Origin of the sequence: Helicobacter labacensis, assembly GCF_003660285.1 — a bacterium.
GTDB classification, from domain to species: Bacteria; Campylobacterota; Campylobacteria; order Campylobacterales; family Helicobacteraceae; genus Helicobacter; species Helicobacter labacensis.
This window is the reverse complement of record NZ_QXQQ01000038.1, coordinates 1-13,200: the sequence shown is the minus strand read 5'-3', so window position 1 is coordinate 13,200 and position 13,200 is coordinate 1. Positions and strand designations below refer to the sequence as shown.

Genomic DNA, 13,200 nt, shown 5'->3' with positions numbered 1-13,200 from the left:
AAATGCCCCCCCACCCCCCAAAACACCCCCAACCAGAACAACCAAGCCACACCGGTTAGGCGTTTTAGCCCATAACCTATAGCAATGCCTAGCAAGATGGCCACCACGATGGAAATCCCCAAACTCAGAACACTCGCCCCCTCCACGATCCGCTTGAATTTAGGCTCAGAGTCCATGCGCCATTTCGCTAAAGCTCTCTTGGGCTTTTTGCACGCAAGCCTCAATGATGTTTTCATGCATGGGCGCGCAAATAAACCCACTCTCAAAGGCGGAAGGCGCAAGATACACCCCTTTTTGCAACATCTTCTGGTGGAAAATAGCGTAGAGATCGTTTCTAGAGCTCTTAGCCCCCTCAAAGTCGCACACCTCCTGCTCGCTAAAGAAAAAGCCAAACATGCTCCCGCGCACACAGGTTTGCAAGGCGATATGGCAAGATTGTGCGGCTTGTTCTAAGCCCTGCGTGAAACGCAAAGCCAACGCCTCCAATCTGGGATACAGTTTGGGATCTTGGGCGATTTTTTCCAAAGCCACAATGCCCGCAGCCACGCCCACCGGATTCCCGCTCAAAGTCCCCGCTTGATACACCCCACCTACAGGGGCTAATAATTCCATGATCTCAGCCCTACCCCCAAAACAAGCCAAAGGCAAGCCCCCACCAATGACTTTACCAAAGGTAACTAGATCGGGCACTAGATGGTGGTAATCTTGAGAGCCATGGGCTCCGGCTCTAAAACCACTCATCACCTCATCAAAGATCAACACGGCGCGGTGTTCTTGACATAGGGTTTGGAGTTCTTGCAAAAATTCCAGTTTAGCCGGCACTAAGCCCATATTCCCGGCAATGGGTTCGATGATGACGCAAGCTACATTCTTACTAGCCTCAAAGCAAGCGCGCACCGATTGGATGTCATTATAGCGCGCCACTAGGGTGTGTTGGGCGATGCTCTTGGGCACGCCCAAAGAGTTAGGCACTCCAAAGGTGGCACATCCGCTCCCAGCCCCCACCAACAAGCTATCGCTATGCCCGTGGTAGCATCCCTCAAACTTGATAATGTCGTCTTTTTGAGAAAAAGCCCTAGCCAAACGGATCGCGCTCATGGTCGCTTCTGTCCCGCTATTGACTAAGCGCACTTTCTCCACGCCCTCGTAACTCAACACGATCTTTTTAGCTAGAGTGGTTTCTAATTCTGTGGGCGCGCCAAAGCTCAAACCTCGTTGCAAGACTTCAATCACGCGCTCTTGAATTTGGGAATTGGCATGCCCAAAGAGTAGAGGTCCCCAACTTTGCACGAAATCCACATAGGAATTCCCATCTACATCATATAGAGAATACCCCTCTCCCTTGAAAATAAAAGGGGGTGTGCCCCCCACATTTTGGAACGCCCGCACAGGGGAATTTACCCCCCCCACGATCACCTGCTTGGCTTCGTTGAAATCATTAATGCTGTGCAACAAAGCGTGATCCAGCTGTTTTTTTGCCATCAGTCTTTTAAGCCCGCTTTGAAAGTGATTTGCACCTGCGACCAGGTCAATTTTTGGTGCATGGGTTCACAGGCTTTAGCCAATTTAGCCAACGCGTCTTTAAGCCCAAATTCTAGAATATCTAGCACGCCGGTTACAACTAGCTGATCTTTCTCAATGGTGTAATTCATGGGCACCTTGACGCTCTTGGCATTCATGCGCACGCTAGCTAAAATAGTGCCTTGGTTTTCGCCTGCTACAATATCTCTAAAAGTTACCCTGAGATTCTTGTCCTTAAAGAGATCAAAGAAGGCTTCTTTGACATTCTTACTTTTGAGCGCGTCATGTAAATTCACATGCGACACATCTATGGTCGCGCTGGCTTTATCTAGCATGCGCACCACACTGGAATGGTCTTTATTGAAGCGGTAATTCACCCCATCAAAAGTGCCTTCTACCCCGACTTTTTTGGGCGTTTTGAACGCTGTGAAACTCATACTCAGCTTGCCTGTATCGATGCTGCTTGCGTGCGCTAGAGCAGAAAACAACAACGCGCCTACAACTATTTTTCTCATAAACGACTCCCTTGATCGAATTTTAAGAACGCCATAATAACATAAAAGCCCCCCTTTAGGCAATTATCTAGTGCTTTAAAGGTTCTAATAGCACTTTTATACCCGCCTTGAGGATCAAGGGGTTTTTTGTGTCGCTAATTTTGATGAAACGCACCGATCGGGAATGTCTAGGCTAATTTGGGAAGTGGGGGTGGGGCTATGGGTGAAATCCAACATGCGCAAGGATGAATCAAAAAAGCTAATTTGGGGATGCCAAGCATCGGTATTAGCTACAATGTGCAACCTACCACTATAGCCCATATCCAACCAATACTCCCCACTAATCTCTTTGAGGTTTAAATAATTGCCCGAGGGGATAACAGTCGCGCTATTGGCGATTTTGGGGGTGCGCACCCCAAAGTAATACACCCAATCTTGCAAACTACGGCGTTCTAAATCCGTGAAAACAAAGCCCTTTTTGGCAAAGAGGGCGGCGATGAGAGTGGGGTCTAGGGCGTATTCGGTCTTGAGCGCAAAGATCGCCTTACTCCAAGAATCTTGGTAATCCACCTCTAACACCATGAAGTAGGCATAGCCCATGGAGGCTAACACGCTTTGGGTGGTTTTTAAGAGCAACAAAGGCGAGGTTTTTGCTTGAAAACTCACATGCAACACCCCGGGTTTACCAAACTTTAAGGGCAAAAGACCATTGTCTTTAAGGGTATCCACCACCTTCTTGGCGCGTAATTGTCCTTGAGTGTAAAAATTACCGCGCTTGGCAAACACCCGCGCGATGAAATTCCTATTGGTTTGATAAAACCTCTCTCCGACGAGATTTTTAATCTTGTCCTCTAGGGCATCGCCACCCAAATATCCTTGCCAACCCAACCACAACACTAGGCATGCTAGCACTCTCAAACTTATTTGCTCCGTTCTTGATAGTGCGCGTAACTGATACGGCGCAAGCCGTTTTTGGGGGTATAGAGCAATCTTAAGGGTCTTTCTTGGTGGAAGTCTGAAACCTGTCCATTAGCCTCCAAAGACACATTGCCATGCCCAAAGGCTAACAGCCACTTATGCCCCTTAGTTTCTAAGATCAAGCGATCTTTGATGGTGATTTGGCTTTTTTTCTTATTGCTCAAATCGATGCTCTCCATCCAAATTTCTTCTTTGGGGGTGATCACAATCACTTTAGATTTATCAATGGGGGTTTCTTGCTTAACACTCTCTGGGGACTCCTGAGGTGGTTCTTGGGTTTGGAGACTCTGGGGTTTGTCCTCTGGGGGGTTGGAGGGTTGTGGGCTAGGGGGTTGTGTGCTGGCTTGGGGGGGGGGGAGTGGGTTCTACCTGCAAAGGGGCGTTCTTGGGCGCGTTACTTTCCAAAGGAGTGGTTTGGGGAGGTGGGGGAGTTGGTTGCGCTAAAGAAGCGTATTTATTGTAGTAGATATACCCCCCAGCACCCGCCAATAAGATCAAGGGCAAGACCCACGCCCACTTAGAAGTCTTTTTAGGCTTGAAAGAGGCTAGAGCCTCAGGGTCGGATCGTGGGGTATTGACAAAGGGGGATTCTTCGGGCGTGTCAGCTTTATCCTCTATGGAGGGTTTGACAAAGAGACTCTTGTCATATTCCATGAGCCACTGCCCCAAGTTAAGCCCATACTCCTTTTCTAAGATTTGGATGAAGCCCACCGCGTGCACGCGCTGCAAATCCTCAAAGCGTTTTTCTAGGATCGCCTTGATCTTGGGGTTGGCGATCTTGGTGGTTTGCGCGATCTGGGCGATCCCCTTGTCCTTGAGAATCTCTAAATTCTTGTCTAATTCTGCTAGCTTTGCCTGTTCGTCCATCATTGTGTCCTATCCATTATAATTGCTCCGGCCACACCCACATTGAGCGAACCGATGTTGCCATGCATGTTAATACGCACGATCGCGTCCATTTTGCGTAAAACCTTAGGAGATAACCCGCTTCCCTCAGCACCCAAACAGATCGCCAAGGGGGTTTTGAACGCCACTTGGCGCACATCACACCCTTGTGTGTGCGCCCCATAACAACGCACTCCAGCGCTTTTGAGCTCTTGCAACGCGTCTAACAAGCGCGCACACACGCAAAAAGGCACTTCATAGAGCGCGCCCATGCTCGTGCGCGCTAACCCCTCATAGGGCAAGGGTGTATCCATCACCACCCCCTCAAAACCCAAGCATGCTACACTTCTAAACAACGCCCCCACATTCCCCACATCGCTCACACCACACAGCACCAAAAGCCTGTTGCAATGTTTGAGCGTAGCTAGAGAATCGATTCTAGGGGGACGCACTTTGGCTAAAAACCCCTGGTGGTTACCCCCCCTAGCCATGCTCTGGGCTTTCTTAGCGTCCACACGCACAAGGGGGCGATCGTATTCTTTGGCATGGGCGCACAAGCGCGCAAAGAGAGTCTTATCCACTTGTTTAGCCAAATACCACTCTAGGATCACGCTAGGGTGGTGTGCCAAAAGGTGCAAGAGCACCTGCTTGCCAAAGACAATCATGAGCGCATGCTCGAAGCGTAAAGGGCTTTGGGAGACACCCCCTTGAGTTTAGCCAATAATTTGGCTTTGATCTTAGGGGGCAAGGGCATATCAGCGATCTCTTGGTAGGACAAAGTGGGCTGGGCGCAGGGGTGCAAGCCACACACCAACACCCACTCACCCCGTAGGGCTACAGAGGGTAGAGCCTTGAGTTTGCCATGCACTTCTAGGACATTGCCATAGTAGCGTTGTTCATGCAGTTTTGTCATCTCTTTGATCGCAAATACAGGGCAATTAGGGATCAGCAAGGCTAGATCGCCCAAAGTGTCTAGCAAGCGCTTGGGGCTTTCATAGATCACCAAAGCCACTTGGGTCTGCAAAACCGCAACACTGGCGTTGAGTTTGGCGATCTTGGCACGCCGATCAACGCTCTTGGGGGGTAAAAAGCCCACGAAGAAAAAAGCGCCCATCTCAAACCCGCTCGCGCCATAAGCGCTCACACACGCGCTAGCCCCGGGCAAGACTTCGTATTCAAGACCATGTTCTAGCGCGAAGCGCACCAATCTAGCCCCCGGATCGCTCACACAGGGCATGCCCGCATCGCTTAAAAAGCCCACATGCTGATCTTTGAAAAAAGCACTCCCCACTTGGGCTAAAAAGCTTTCTTGGTTGTGGGAGTGCAAAGCGTGCATGGGTTTAGAGGGCATCTGCAACACCTTCTGCGCAGAGAGTAAAAACAACAGACGCTTGGTAACGCGCACATCCTCACACAATAGCACATCGCAACTTGCCAAAGTGTCAAGCGTGCGCAAAGTGATGTCTTTGAGATTGCCTATGGGGGTGGGGAGCAGACTTAGCAAAACTACTGCAATTTGTATTTTTGGCGGAATTTCTCCACGCGCCCTGTGGTGTCAGCGATCTTGTCGCTTCCGGTGTAAAAGGGATGGCAAAAACTAGAGATGTCAATGCGTAATTCACTTTTGGTGCTGAGCACCTCAATTTGTTTGCCACTGGTAACACAGGTTACCTTGCAAGGGATATACTCCGGATGGATTCCTTTTTTCATGCCAACTCTCCACAAAGTTTTGCTCTGATTGTAGCTAAATTTTGCTTAAGTAAAATAGCCAGCTGTTGGCGTGCTTGTTTATTCATGTTTAAGAAATGATGTTACCATGAGAAGTTACTCATCATTTATGGCATTTATGGCATTTGGATTAGCAAATTAAGGAGAGTTTATGCGCCGACTAGAAACCCTAGAGTCTATTTTAGAGCGTTTGCGAGTCTCAATTAGGAAAAATGGTTTGAAGAATTCCAAACAGCGTGAAGAAGTTGTGAGTGTTTTATACAAGAGCGGGACTCATCTAAGCCCCGAAGAAATCACCCAAAGTATCCGTTTGAGCGATAAGAATACGAGTATCTCCTCTGTCTATCGCATTTTAAATTTCTTGGAAAAAGAACGCTTTATTTACACCTTAGAAACCAATAAAAATGGTCGCCGCTACGAGATCGCAGCCAAGGAACACCACGATCACATTATCTGCTTGCAATGTGGGGAAATCATTGAGTTTGTAGACGCCCAAATTGAGGAGCGCCAAATGGAGGTCGCCAAACAATTCCAAGCCAAGCTAGTCAGCCATGACATGAAAATGTTCGTGGTGTGCGCTAAGTGCTTGGCACAGGGGCGCGATTAGGGTTCTATGTCTTGGAGGGTGAGCGGGTGGGCGTATTCTAAATCTCTGGTGGCTCTCTTGCCTAAGACTTGGGGGAGGAATTTAGGGGCTAGCCCCGCATTGGGGCGCAGGGCTTGGAGGTGTTCTCTTGTGAGGGTTTCGCCCTTTTTGAGGGCTTTGGTGATAAAAAGGCTTCTAGCAAATTGCTGTCCCTGCGGGGTGCTTGCGCCCTCTTCTGCGCCCAAAGCCAAATGTGTGTCGCGCACTTGGGCGATCATGCTCGCAAACGCGTCAGCGTCCATGCTAAAGGCTTGATCGGGGCTTTCTAAGTTCTTATCCAAAATAAAATGCTTTTCAATCATGCATGCCTTGAGTGCGGTCGCGATGATCGCGCTTAAAGATCCCAGAGTGTGATCGCTCAAGCCATAGAGGACTTTGTAGCGCTTGCCTAAATTGGGCATGGCTAGCAAATTGGCTTGGTGCAAGGGGGCGGGGTAAGCGCTAGTGCAGTGCAGGAGGGTGATTTGGGAGTTATTAGCCTTGTAGCAGGCTTGCAAAGCGTCTAAAATTTGGGTGTGGGTGGCAATCCCTGTGGAGAGAATCATGGGCTTGCGCGTGCTAGCCACTTGGGTGATGAGTTCTAGATGCGTGATCTCAAAGCTGGCGATCTTATACTTGGGGCAGTCTAGTTTTTCTAAGAGCTCCAATCCCTTGAGGCTAAAGACGGAGCTAAAGAGTTCTAGCCCCAAGCTTTTAGCGCATGCAAAGAGTTCGTCATGCCACTCTAAGGGCATGCACGCGCGCTCATAGAGTTGGTATAAACTCTGTTGATCCCATAGTGTGCCCTGAATGATGAAGGGGGGTTTGTGGACATTGAGGGTGAGACAATCTGGGGTGTAGGTTTGGAGTTTAGCCCCATCAGCCCCAATGGCTTTGATGCATGCAAGGGATTTAAGGGCGATCTCTAAGGATTGGGCGTGGTTGGCACTCAGTTCGGCGACAATAAAAGGGGCGGGCATACTAACTCTTTTTCGTGGCATTATAGCTAAGAGGGGAGAATTTCACAAATAGCCACACATCGTAGTAACGCCCATCGCGGTAGATAAAATCGCGTAAAAAACCCTCTTTGCGGTAGGCATGGCGTTGGTAAAAGCGCAGGGCTCTAGTGTTGCTAGTGAGCACTTCTAGATGCAAGGCGTGTAATTGCAATTTGTAAAAGGCGATAAATTCCAGAGCGTCTAGGATTTGCGCGCCCACATGCTCTAAGTGGGGGTTTTTATAAATCCCTAAAAAGGCATGGCGGTGGATGGGATGGACGCGTGTTAAAGACCCCACGCCCAAGAGTTTACCCTCTTGTTTGAAGAGATAATAAGCGCTAGAGGGGTGGGTTTTGAGCTGTTCTATGAAGTGCAAATGCGCTTCTAGGCTGATGTGCTCGTTGAGCATCCAAGCACTGGTGTCTGCATGGTTGCGAAAGGAGAGAATTTCTAGGCGTTCGGCTTGGGTGGTGTGGATGAAATGGCAGGCGTGCAAGGGTTTGGCATCTTTAGCCAAAGTGGTGGGGGGGATGTCAAAACTAAGCCACAGCGGGTTATCCAAGTAAAATCGCCTGTAAAGTGGACTGGAGAGCAGAGCCGATATTGAGGGCTTTTTGAGCTACTTGCATGCGCGCGCGTGTAGCTAAGCCAAATTGGGCTAGATCGCTTGAGAGTGTGTCTAGGCTACTAGATAAGCAGGCATGCACCCCGCTTAGAGCTGCGAGTTGGTGTAGTTGGTTGGGGGCGATGGGGAGGGCTAGAATCGAGCTTAGAGCTAGCATGGCTTCATAGAGCATCCCCCCCCCACCCAAAAGCGCGATGTCGCTAGCATGCATTAAGCTAGCAATCTCGAACAAATCCAAATGGGTATGCACACATGCGGAGGTCTTGGGGAGGGCTAGTGCCAATTGCGGGGGCGCGATCACTTGGACATGCAGGGGGCCTTTGTCGAGTATCTCTAGGGCTTGTTGGTAAAATGGCAGGCTTTGTGCGCTCCCTCCAAAGCACATCAAGAGGGTGGTGGGATTGGGTTTTAGGGGTTTGTGATCCAGCTTGAACGCCTTTTCAAAAGGCATGAACGCACAGCCCAAAAACATGCGCGGCTTAATTTGGGTGTAGAGTTGCTCGGCTTGGTAAGATGGATTGATGATGAAAGTCTTGGGAGGCAAGTTGGCATGCGGACTATCCTCTAGCACAACGACGGTGCGCGCATGCGCATGCGCATGGTGGTAAAAATCCAAAGGGGCTAGATAGCTATCTATGAACAGCACATCATGGGGGGCAATTTCTAGCGCGCGCAACCAATCTAGGTTTTGATCAGCCAAGGGGTGGGGGGCTAGCACTTGCGCGCTAAACCCCAAGTTGGCTAAATGCCCTTTGAGCTTTTGGGCGCGTCTTAAATGCCCCAACCCGCTTTGGGGCGTGGCATCAGCTAGGATTTTGATCGCAGGCATGCACAAGCTGGTATTTGAGTTTGGCTAATTCTAGATCCTCTAGGGTGTCTATGTCTTGAGCGTATAAATGGGGCACAAGCACGGGGTAAGAGTGGGGGGCTAGGAGGGGTTCTTCTTGGAGGAAGTGCCTAGCTATTCCCATGTAAAACAGCCCGCTGTCATGGTAGAGAGTCTGGAGGTCTTGGGAGCGCTCTTGCAAGTGCTGGGGAAAAAGAGGGGTCATCTGGGCAGTGAGGGCTCGATAGGGCGAAGAGGCATAGGGGGTGAGGGCTAGGGCGTATTTGCAGTGGGGATGATCTAGAAGGGCTTGGCGCGCTTCTTTTAGGTAGCTAGCTTGCAAGAGCACACTGGTAGCATAGAGAACACACACCATGTCTTCTAAAGGGGTTTGTAAGTGTGTGAGGGCATGCGCTACAACCTTGAGGGTGGGTGTGAAGTCATCGGCTAAAGGCGCGGGGCGCAAAAAGGGGACATGCGCGCCATGATCTTGGGCGATTTTGGCGATCTGCGGGCTATCTGTAGAAACCAACACTTGGCTAAAGAGTTGGGAGGACATAGCGATCTCTATAACATGGGCTATTAAGGGCTTGCCTAAAAAGGGGTAGATGTTCTTGTGGGGGATGCGCTTACTGCCCGCACGCGCTAAGATCAAGGCTAACATGCGCACCTTAATAGGGGAATTGGGATTCTAACACATCGTTGGCAAATTTCTTTTTGTTGCTCGCGCTCAAAGCCCCAATATTGGTGTAAGAAATCTTGGCGTTGGCGATGTATTTGGACTGCACGGTGTTATCACGCGTGATGTCAAAGGGGCGCACCACCCCGCTAAGCTCGATCACCTGTTTCTCCCCATCTACAAGGATCTCCTTATATCCATGGATGAAGTAATTCCCATTTTCTAGCACCTTGACAATGCGCGCGGTGAGGGTGAGTTTGAGATCTTCGCTTTTCTTTTGCGCCCCTCCACCTTTGAAGGCGTTATTGGTGCTAGATTGGGTGAGGCTGTAATTGTTCTTATCGTCTAAAAATTGCGCCTCACTTCTCTTGTTGAGATCCGTGCCATTGTAGGTGAGTCTGGGCGCGCTAGAAGTGCCATTAGAGGTGCTCTTATAATCCTTAGAGGTGCTGTAATTGGCATTAGAGCTCTCAGAAATCTCCACGGTAACTAGATCATTGGGCTTCATCGCGCGTCTGTCGGCAAATAAGGGGCGTTCCCCCTGCCCAAAGAGACTTCCGGGCTTAGAGATCTCAGGGATAAACTCCTTAGAGGGCATCTCTTCTACATAATCGGGGGGGTCAAACTTGATCCCGGGTTCTAGCGCGCCAAGCACACTCACTAAGGCGACAAGATAAATCCATTTACCCACCGTAACTCTCCTTAGCACTTTTGCGCCTAATTATACTATAATAGGGGTTTCATAGTTATGATTTGAGGATAGAAAATGCAAAAACGACTTGTGTTACCTTGTGTTTTAGGAGTGGTGATGGGGATGGGGACCTTGCAAGCAGGGGAGAAACCCAATTGGATGAGGGGGCTCATTGTGGGGACAAGTTACCAAACCGGGGCGATCAACATTCTTACGCGTTCTTATGGGGTGCGTGATGATAGAAATGCGGGGGCTAATGGGCTAGGCTTTTTGATAGGCTACAATGGCTATTTTAGAGATGATCAAATGTTTGGGGCGCGCTATTACGCCTTTTTAGATTGGCAAGGCTTTGGGGCGAGTTATAGAAAAAGCCCTTATGGGGGCGGGGGCTATTATGGGGGGAGTAATATGATCACCTATGGCGCGGCTGCCGATGTCTTTTATAATTTTTTTCAGGGGGCTTTTTATCGCGATGACATTTCGCTGGATTTGGGCGCGTATGTGGGCATGGCGATTGCGGGGAGCTCGTGGTATTTGGGCGATGAAGGGCAAAATAAAATGGGGATTCCTCCCTACGATGACAACAATGTGAGCATTAGCGCGTTCCAATTCCTCTTCAATGTGGGGCTTAGAGCATTGGTGGTGGGCGAACATGGCATCGATATCGGTTTTAAAATCCCCACCATCAACAACCGCTACTACTCGGGCAATAACTTCAGCGTCAAACTACGCAGAACCTTTGCCTTTTACATCGGTTACAATTACCACTTTTAGTGGTAGGGGACACAGGCTTTTAGCATTTTCTTGTAGTAACTTTGGGCTTTTTGGATGAGGCTGGAGTCGTCGTCTTTAAGCAACAATTCGTAGCTGTTTTCAAAGGCGTTTTTGCTCCAATTGGCTGAGCCTAGAAAAATCCATTTGTCATCAATGAGAGCGAGTTTTTGGTGCATGATCCCTTTGTGGACGGTCTGGAAGTGCCTAGCCACTTTAGCGGGTGTGCCCTGCAACAAACAGGTGTCAATCCCTTGGTATTTAGACAAATAGGCGATGGTGGAATGCTTACCATGGGCGTTGCTTGCATAATCGTAAATGATATGGATCTTGACTCCGCGTGCGGCCGCGTCCTTGAGAGCTTTGGCGATCTTTTGGTGGGTGAAGCTGTAAATGGCGATGTTGATCGTGTTTTTAGCCGCATTGATGCCTGCAATGAGGCTATTGAGAGCCTCTGTTTGTTCGTAGGGGAGCATGTAGAGCGTGGGGGTAGCTTGCAACATGCCCGCCAGTAGACAGGGTAAAAATAAGGTTTTGTAAGTGATCCTCATAGTATTCCTTATGTTGTAGTTAAGCAAAATAGGGTGAACTTGTATTATAATGCGGAGTTTAGGTAGTTTAGCTTAAGGAGTGGCGTTGAAGATTCTGTTAGTCAATCAGAATAAGATGGTTGAAAAGTTATTTGAAAACATCGCCAAGAAGTTGGCTTTGGAATTGGTGGTGCAAGAGCATGTAGAAGAGACTCTTTCTAAACTCCAAGAGGACGCAGAGTATTTCTTTTTTGCCGATGACACTGTTGTAGATGAGGAGGGTTACCAGCGTCTTGCGCCCCTATTGGAGGGGACTAAAATGAGCGCGTTTGTGCACCGCAAGAGTGTCGCGCCCTTTGGGGCTTTCACCCACTATATCCAAAAGCCTTTTCTGCCCACCGATGTGTTGCATATTTTAGAAAAGACTATGGAGTCCTTACACATCGCCACCTCCACCCCCCAAGAGGCTTTGACACCCCCCCTAGAGCCTGCGAGTTTGGGAGATGCCAACTTGGAGGCGGATTTAAACCAACTAGAAGAGTTAGAGGGTTTGTTTGACACACCCCCCCCACAAGCCCCTCAAGAGTCCCAAACAAGCGCGCAGGAGGAACAACCTCCCGCACAGATCCCCCAAGAGCCCGCACAGACCCCCCAAGAGGATGCCCTTCAAGAAGAAGTTCCTCAAGAAGAAATTCCTCAAGAATCCCAAGAGCAAGCCCCCCAAGTTTCTAAAGAAACCATGGATTTTTCTTTAGAGGATTTATTGCCCGTGGATCACAGCAATGAGGAAGAAGAGGAGGAACACACTCCCCAAGACTCAACCTCCCCCGCAGATACGCCCCTTGAACTAGAGTTTCCCGCGTTAGAATCCCAAGAATCCCAAGAATCCCAAGAATCCCAAGAATCCCAAGAATCCCAAGAATCCCAAGAATCCCAAGAATCCCAAGAAACTCCAACTCTCCCCCTTGAGCTAGAACCCCCTGCGCTAGAAAGCCAAGAAGACCCCACCTCCACCCTTGAGCTAGAACCCCCCGCCCCGTCCGCGCAACAGAGTGCTTCAAGCCAAGAGGATTTACCTCCCCAAGATACCCCGGTTGCAGAGCAAACCCCCTTGAATCAAGCAGGCGCGCCAGAGGTAGAGCCCCAAGAGTTTGAGCGTATTGAGGATATCCCTGAACCCGTCATGGTGGGTGTGGTGGAAGGACCCCAAGAGTCAAGCGCACCTCGCCCCACACAAGAGAGCCACACAGAGGACGCGCCAGCACTAGAAGCACAGCCCACAGAGCAGGACAAAACAGAGCCTAGGGCACAGAGTCCTCAAGCACCAATGCAAGAGGACAGCAAGGATACGCCAGAAGCGAGCACGCCACAAGAAGACATAGAGCAGGACTTAGGCGTGGCTTTCGCCCACGAGGAGCTGGATGCGCAAGCCACCCCTGATATAGCACAAAGCCTTGAGGAGGCTATAGAGCCAGAGCCAGAAGCCACCCAAGATACGCCGGTGGAAACACAGGATCAGGATCAGGATGAAACCAAAGATCAAGATCAAGAGATCCCCTCTCAAGACCCCATGCCCGCCCAAGAGCAAGTGCCCCAAGATGTCGACCAAGACATGGATGCGCCCTTGGCAGAGCAGACCCCAGATTTAAGCCAGCCCCAAGAAGTGGCAAGTGCCCCAAGCACCCCAGCGACCAAATCCGCCGCACAGGACGAACAACCCCTAGAGCCACCCACACAGAGCGGACAACCCGAGTCTACAGAGTCTACAGAGTCTACAGAGTCTACAGAGTCTACAGAGTCTACAGAGTCTACAGAGTCTACAGAGTCTACAGAGTCTACAGAGTCTACA

General features: G+C 49.8%; 17 protein-coding genes and 1 pseudogene. 3 read left to right on the top strand and 15 right to left on the bottom strand.

Features of this window, described 5'->3' with window-relative positions; all coding sequences use genetic code 11:
- The 9 genes from EAO33_RS09865 to rpmE form a co-directional block, all read right to left on the bottom strand.
- On the bottom strand, positions 1–176 hold a 176-nt coding region (locus tag EAO33_RS09865), incomplete at its 3' end, for an AtpZ/AtpI family protein (RefSeq protein ID WP_162982272.1).
- A complete protein-coding gene (gene hemL / locus EAO33_RS08550) occupies positions 166–1,482 on the bottom strand; it encodes a glutamate-1-semialdehyde 2,1-aminomutase (RefSeq protein WP_162982271.1) in 1,317 nt (438 codons plus the stop codon). The genes EAO33_RS09865 and hemL, both read right to left, overlap by 11 nt.
- Positions 1,482–2,036 carry a YceI family protein gene (locus EAO33_RS08545; RefSeq protein WP_120946343.1) on the bottom strand — a complete coding sequence of 185 codons (555 nt, stop codon included), beginning with the start codon at positions 2,034–2,036 and terminating at the stop codon, positions 1,482–1,484. Before EAO33_RS08545 ends, hemL begins: the two co-directional genes overlap by 1 nt.
- Before the next feature lie 114 nt (positions 2,037–2,150).
- A complete protein-coding gene (locus tag EAO33_RS08540; RefSeq protein WP_235853159.1) occupies positions 2,151–2,912 on the bottom strand; it encodes a hypothetical protein in 762 nt (253 codons plus the stop codon).
- A 23-nt stretch (positions 2,913–2,935) separates the two neighbouring features.
- Positions 2,936–3,199 carry a hypothetical protein gene (locus EAO33_RS09635; RefSeq protein ID WP_235853158.1) on the bottom strand — a complete coding sequence of 88 codons (264 nt, stop codon included), beginning with the start codon at positions 3,197–3,199 and terminating at the stop codon, positions 2,936–2,938.
- Positions 3,200–3,317: 118 nt separating this feature from the next.
- Positions 3,318–3,860, bottom strand: coding sequence for a hypothetical protein (locus tag EAO33_RS09630; protein WP_235853157.1), 543 nt, complete (start codon positions 3,858–3,860; stop codon positions 3,318–3,320).
- Positions 3,860–4,543, bottom strand: coding sequence for a TrmH family RNA methyltransferase (locus EAO33_RS08530; protein ID WP_120946341.1), 684 nt, complete (start codon positions 4,541–4,543; stop codon positions 3,860–3,862). Before EAO33_RS08530 ends, EAO33_RS09630 begins: the two co-directional genes overlap by 1 nt.
- A complete protein-coding gene (rsmI, locus tag EAO33_RS08525) occupies positions 4,540–5,382 on the bottom strand; it encodes a 16S rRNA (cytidine(1402)-2'-O)-methyltransferase (protein WP_120946339.1) in 843 nt (280 codons plus the stop codon). The genes EAO33_RS08530 and rsmI overlap by 4 nt, the downstream gene beginning before the upstream one ends.
- A gap of 2 nt (positions 5,383–5,384) precedes the next feature.
- The gene (rpmE, locus tag EAO33_RS08520; protein ID WP_120946337.1) at positions 5,385–5,588 is read right to left on the bottom strand and encodes a 50S ribosomal protein L31; all 204 of its coding nucleotides are present in this window, start codon (positions 5,586–5,588) and stop codon (positions 5,385–5,387) included.
- 169 nt (positions 5,589–5,757) lie between these two features.
- Between rpmE and fur the strand changes: the two genes are divergently transcribed.
- Positions 5,758–6,213 (top strand): ferric iron uptake transcriptional regulator, encoded by a 456-nt coding sequence (gene fur / locus EAO33_RS08515; protein WP_120946335.1) that lies wholly within the window; start codon positions 5,758–5,760, stop codon positions 6,211–6,213.
- Here the strand turns inward: fur and pseI are convergent.
- The 5 genes from pseI to flgH are packed head-to-tail and all read right to left on the bottom strand — an operon-like array spanning position 6,210 to position 10,050.
- The gene (gene pseI / locus EAO33_RS08510; protein WP_120946333.1) at positions 6,210–7,211 is read right to left on the bottom strand and encodes a pseudaminic acid synthase; all 1,002 of its coding nucleotides are present in this window, start codon (positions 7,209–7,211) and stop codon (positions 6,210–6,212) included. The two genes, fur and pseI, sit on opposite strands and share 4 nt — an antisense overlap.
- A gap of 1 nt (position 7,212) precedes the next feature.
- On the bottom strand, positions 7,213–7,791 hold the full coding sequence (pseH, locus tag EAO33_RS08505; RefSeq protein ID WP_120946332.1) for a UDP-4-amino-4,6-dideoxy-N-acetyl-beta-L-altrosamine N-acetyltransferase: 579 nt from the start codon (positions 7,789–7,791) through the stop codon (positions 7,213–7,215).
- Positions 7,784–8,683 (bottom strand): hypothetical protein, encoded by a 900-nt coding sequence (locus EAO33_RS08500; RefSeq protein ID WP_120946330.1) that lies wholly within the window; start codon positions 8,681–8,683, stop codon positions 7,784–7,786. Before EAO33_RS08500 ends, pseH begins: the two co-directional genes overlap by 8 nt.
- Positions 8,658–9,344: a pseudaminic acid cytidylyltransferase gene (gene pseF, locus EAO33_RS08495; protein WP_120946329.1), complete on the bottom strand. Its 687-nt coding sequence runs from the start codon at positions 9,342–9,344 to the stop codon at positions 8,658–8,660. Before pseF ends, EAO33_RS08500 begins: the two co-directional genes overlap by 26 nt.
- A gap of 7 nt (positions 9,345–9,351) precedes the next feature.
- Complete coding sequence (flgH, locus tag EAO33_RS08490; protein ID WP_162982270.1) at positions 9,352–10,050, bottom strand: flagellar basal body L-ring protein FlgH; 699 nt, start codon at positions 10,048–10,050, stop codon at positions 9,352–9,354.
- A gap of 75 nt (positions 10,051–10,125) precedes the next feature.
- On the opposite strand from flgH, the gene EAO33_RS08485 reads away from it, so the two are divergent.
- Positions 10,126–10,824 carry an outer membrane protein gene (locus EAO33_RS08485; protein WP_120946325.1) on the top strand — a complete coding sequence of 233 codons (699 nt, stop codon included), beginning with the start codon at positions 10,126–10,128 and terminating at the stop codon, positions 10,822–10,824.
- On the opposite strand, the gene EAO33_RS08480 is transcribed toward EAO33_RS08485, so the two are convergent.
- Positions 10,821–11,372, bottom strand: coding sequence for a phospholipase D-like domain-containing protein (locus EAO33_RS08480; RefSeq protein ID WP_120946324.1), 552 nt, complete (start codon positions 11,370–11,372; stop codon positions 10,821–10,823). The genes EAO33_RS08485 and EAO33_RS08480 overlap by 4 nt on opposite strands.
- An 85-nt stretch (positions 11,373–11,457) precedes the next feature.
- On the opposite strand from EAO33_RS08480, the pseudogene EAO33_RS09175 reads away from it, so the two are divergent.
- Positions 11,458–13,200, top strand: a pseudogene (locus EAO33_RS09175) (hypothetical protein); the annotation flags it as partial.

What these genes read in the sequence shown, in the direction of transcription:
- hemL (WP_162982271.1), bottom strand. Translation starts at nt 1,482, where the DNA reads ATGGCAAAAAAACAGCTGGATCACGCTTTGTTGCACAGCATTAATGAT.
- EAO33_RS08545 (WP_120946343.1), bottom strand. Translation starts at nt 2,036, where the DNA reads ATGAGAAAAATAGTTGTAGGCGCGTTGTTGTTTTCTGCTCTAGCGCAC.
- EAO33_RS09630 (WP_235853157.1), bottom strand. Translation starts at nt 3,860, where the DNA reads ATGGACGAACAGGCAAAGCTAGCAGAATTAGACAAGAATTTAGAGATT.
- EAO33_RS08530 (WP_120946341.1), bottom strand. Translation starts at nt 4,543, where the DNA reads ATGATTGTCTTTGGCAAGCAGGTGCTCTTGCACCTTTTGGCACACCAC.
- rpmE (WP_120946337.1), bottom strand. Translation starts at nt 5,588, where the DNA reads ATGAAAAAAGGAATCCATCCGGAGTATATCCCTTGCAAGGTAACCTGT.
- fur (WP_120946335.1), top strand. Translation starts at nt 5,758, where the DNA reads ATGCGCCGACTAGAAACCCTAGAGTCTATTTTAGAGCGTTTGCGAGTC.
- pseI (WP_120946333.1), bottom strand. Translation starts at nt 7,211, where the DNA reads ATGCCCGCCCCTTTTATTGTCGCCGAACTGAGTGCCAACCACGCCCAA.
- EAO33_RS08500 (WP_120946330.1), bottom strand. Translation starts at nt 8,683, where the DNA reads ATGCCTGCGATCAAAATCCTAGCTGATGCCACGCCCCAAAGCGGGTTG.
- pseF (WP_120946329.1), bottom strand. Translation starts at nt 9,344, where the DNA reads ATGTTAGCCTTGATCTTAGCGCGTGCGGGCAGTAAGCGCATCCCCCAC.
- EAO33_RS08485 (WP_120946325.1), top strand. Translation starts at nt 10,126, where the DNA reads ATGCAAAAACGACTTGTGTTACCTTGTGTTTTAGGAGTGGTGATGGGG.
- EAO33_RS08480 (WP_120946324.1), bottom strand. Translation starts at nt 11,372, where the DNA reads ATGAGGATCACTTACAAAACCTTATTTTTACCCTGTCTACTGGCGGGC.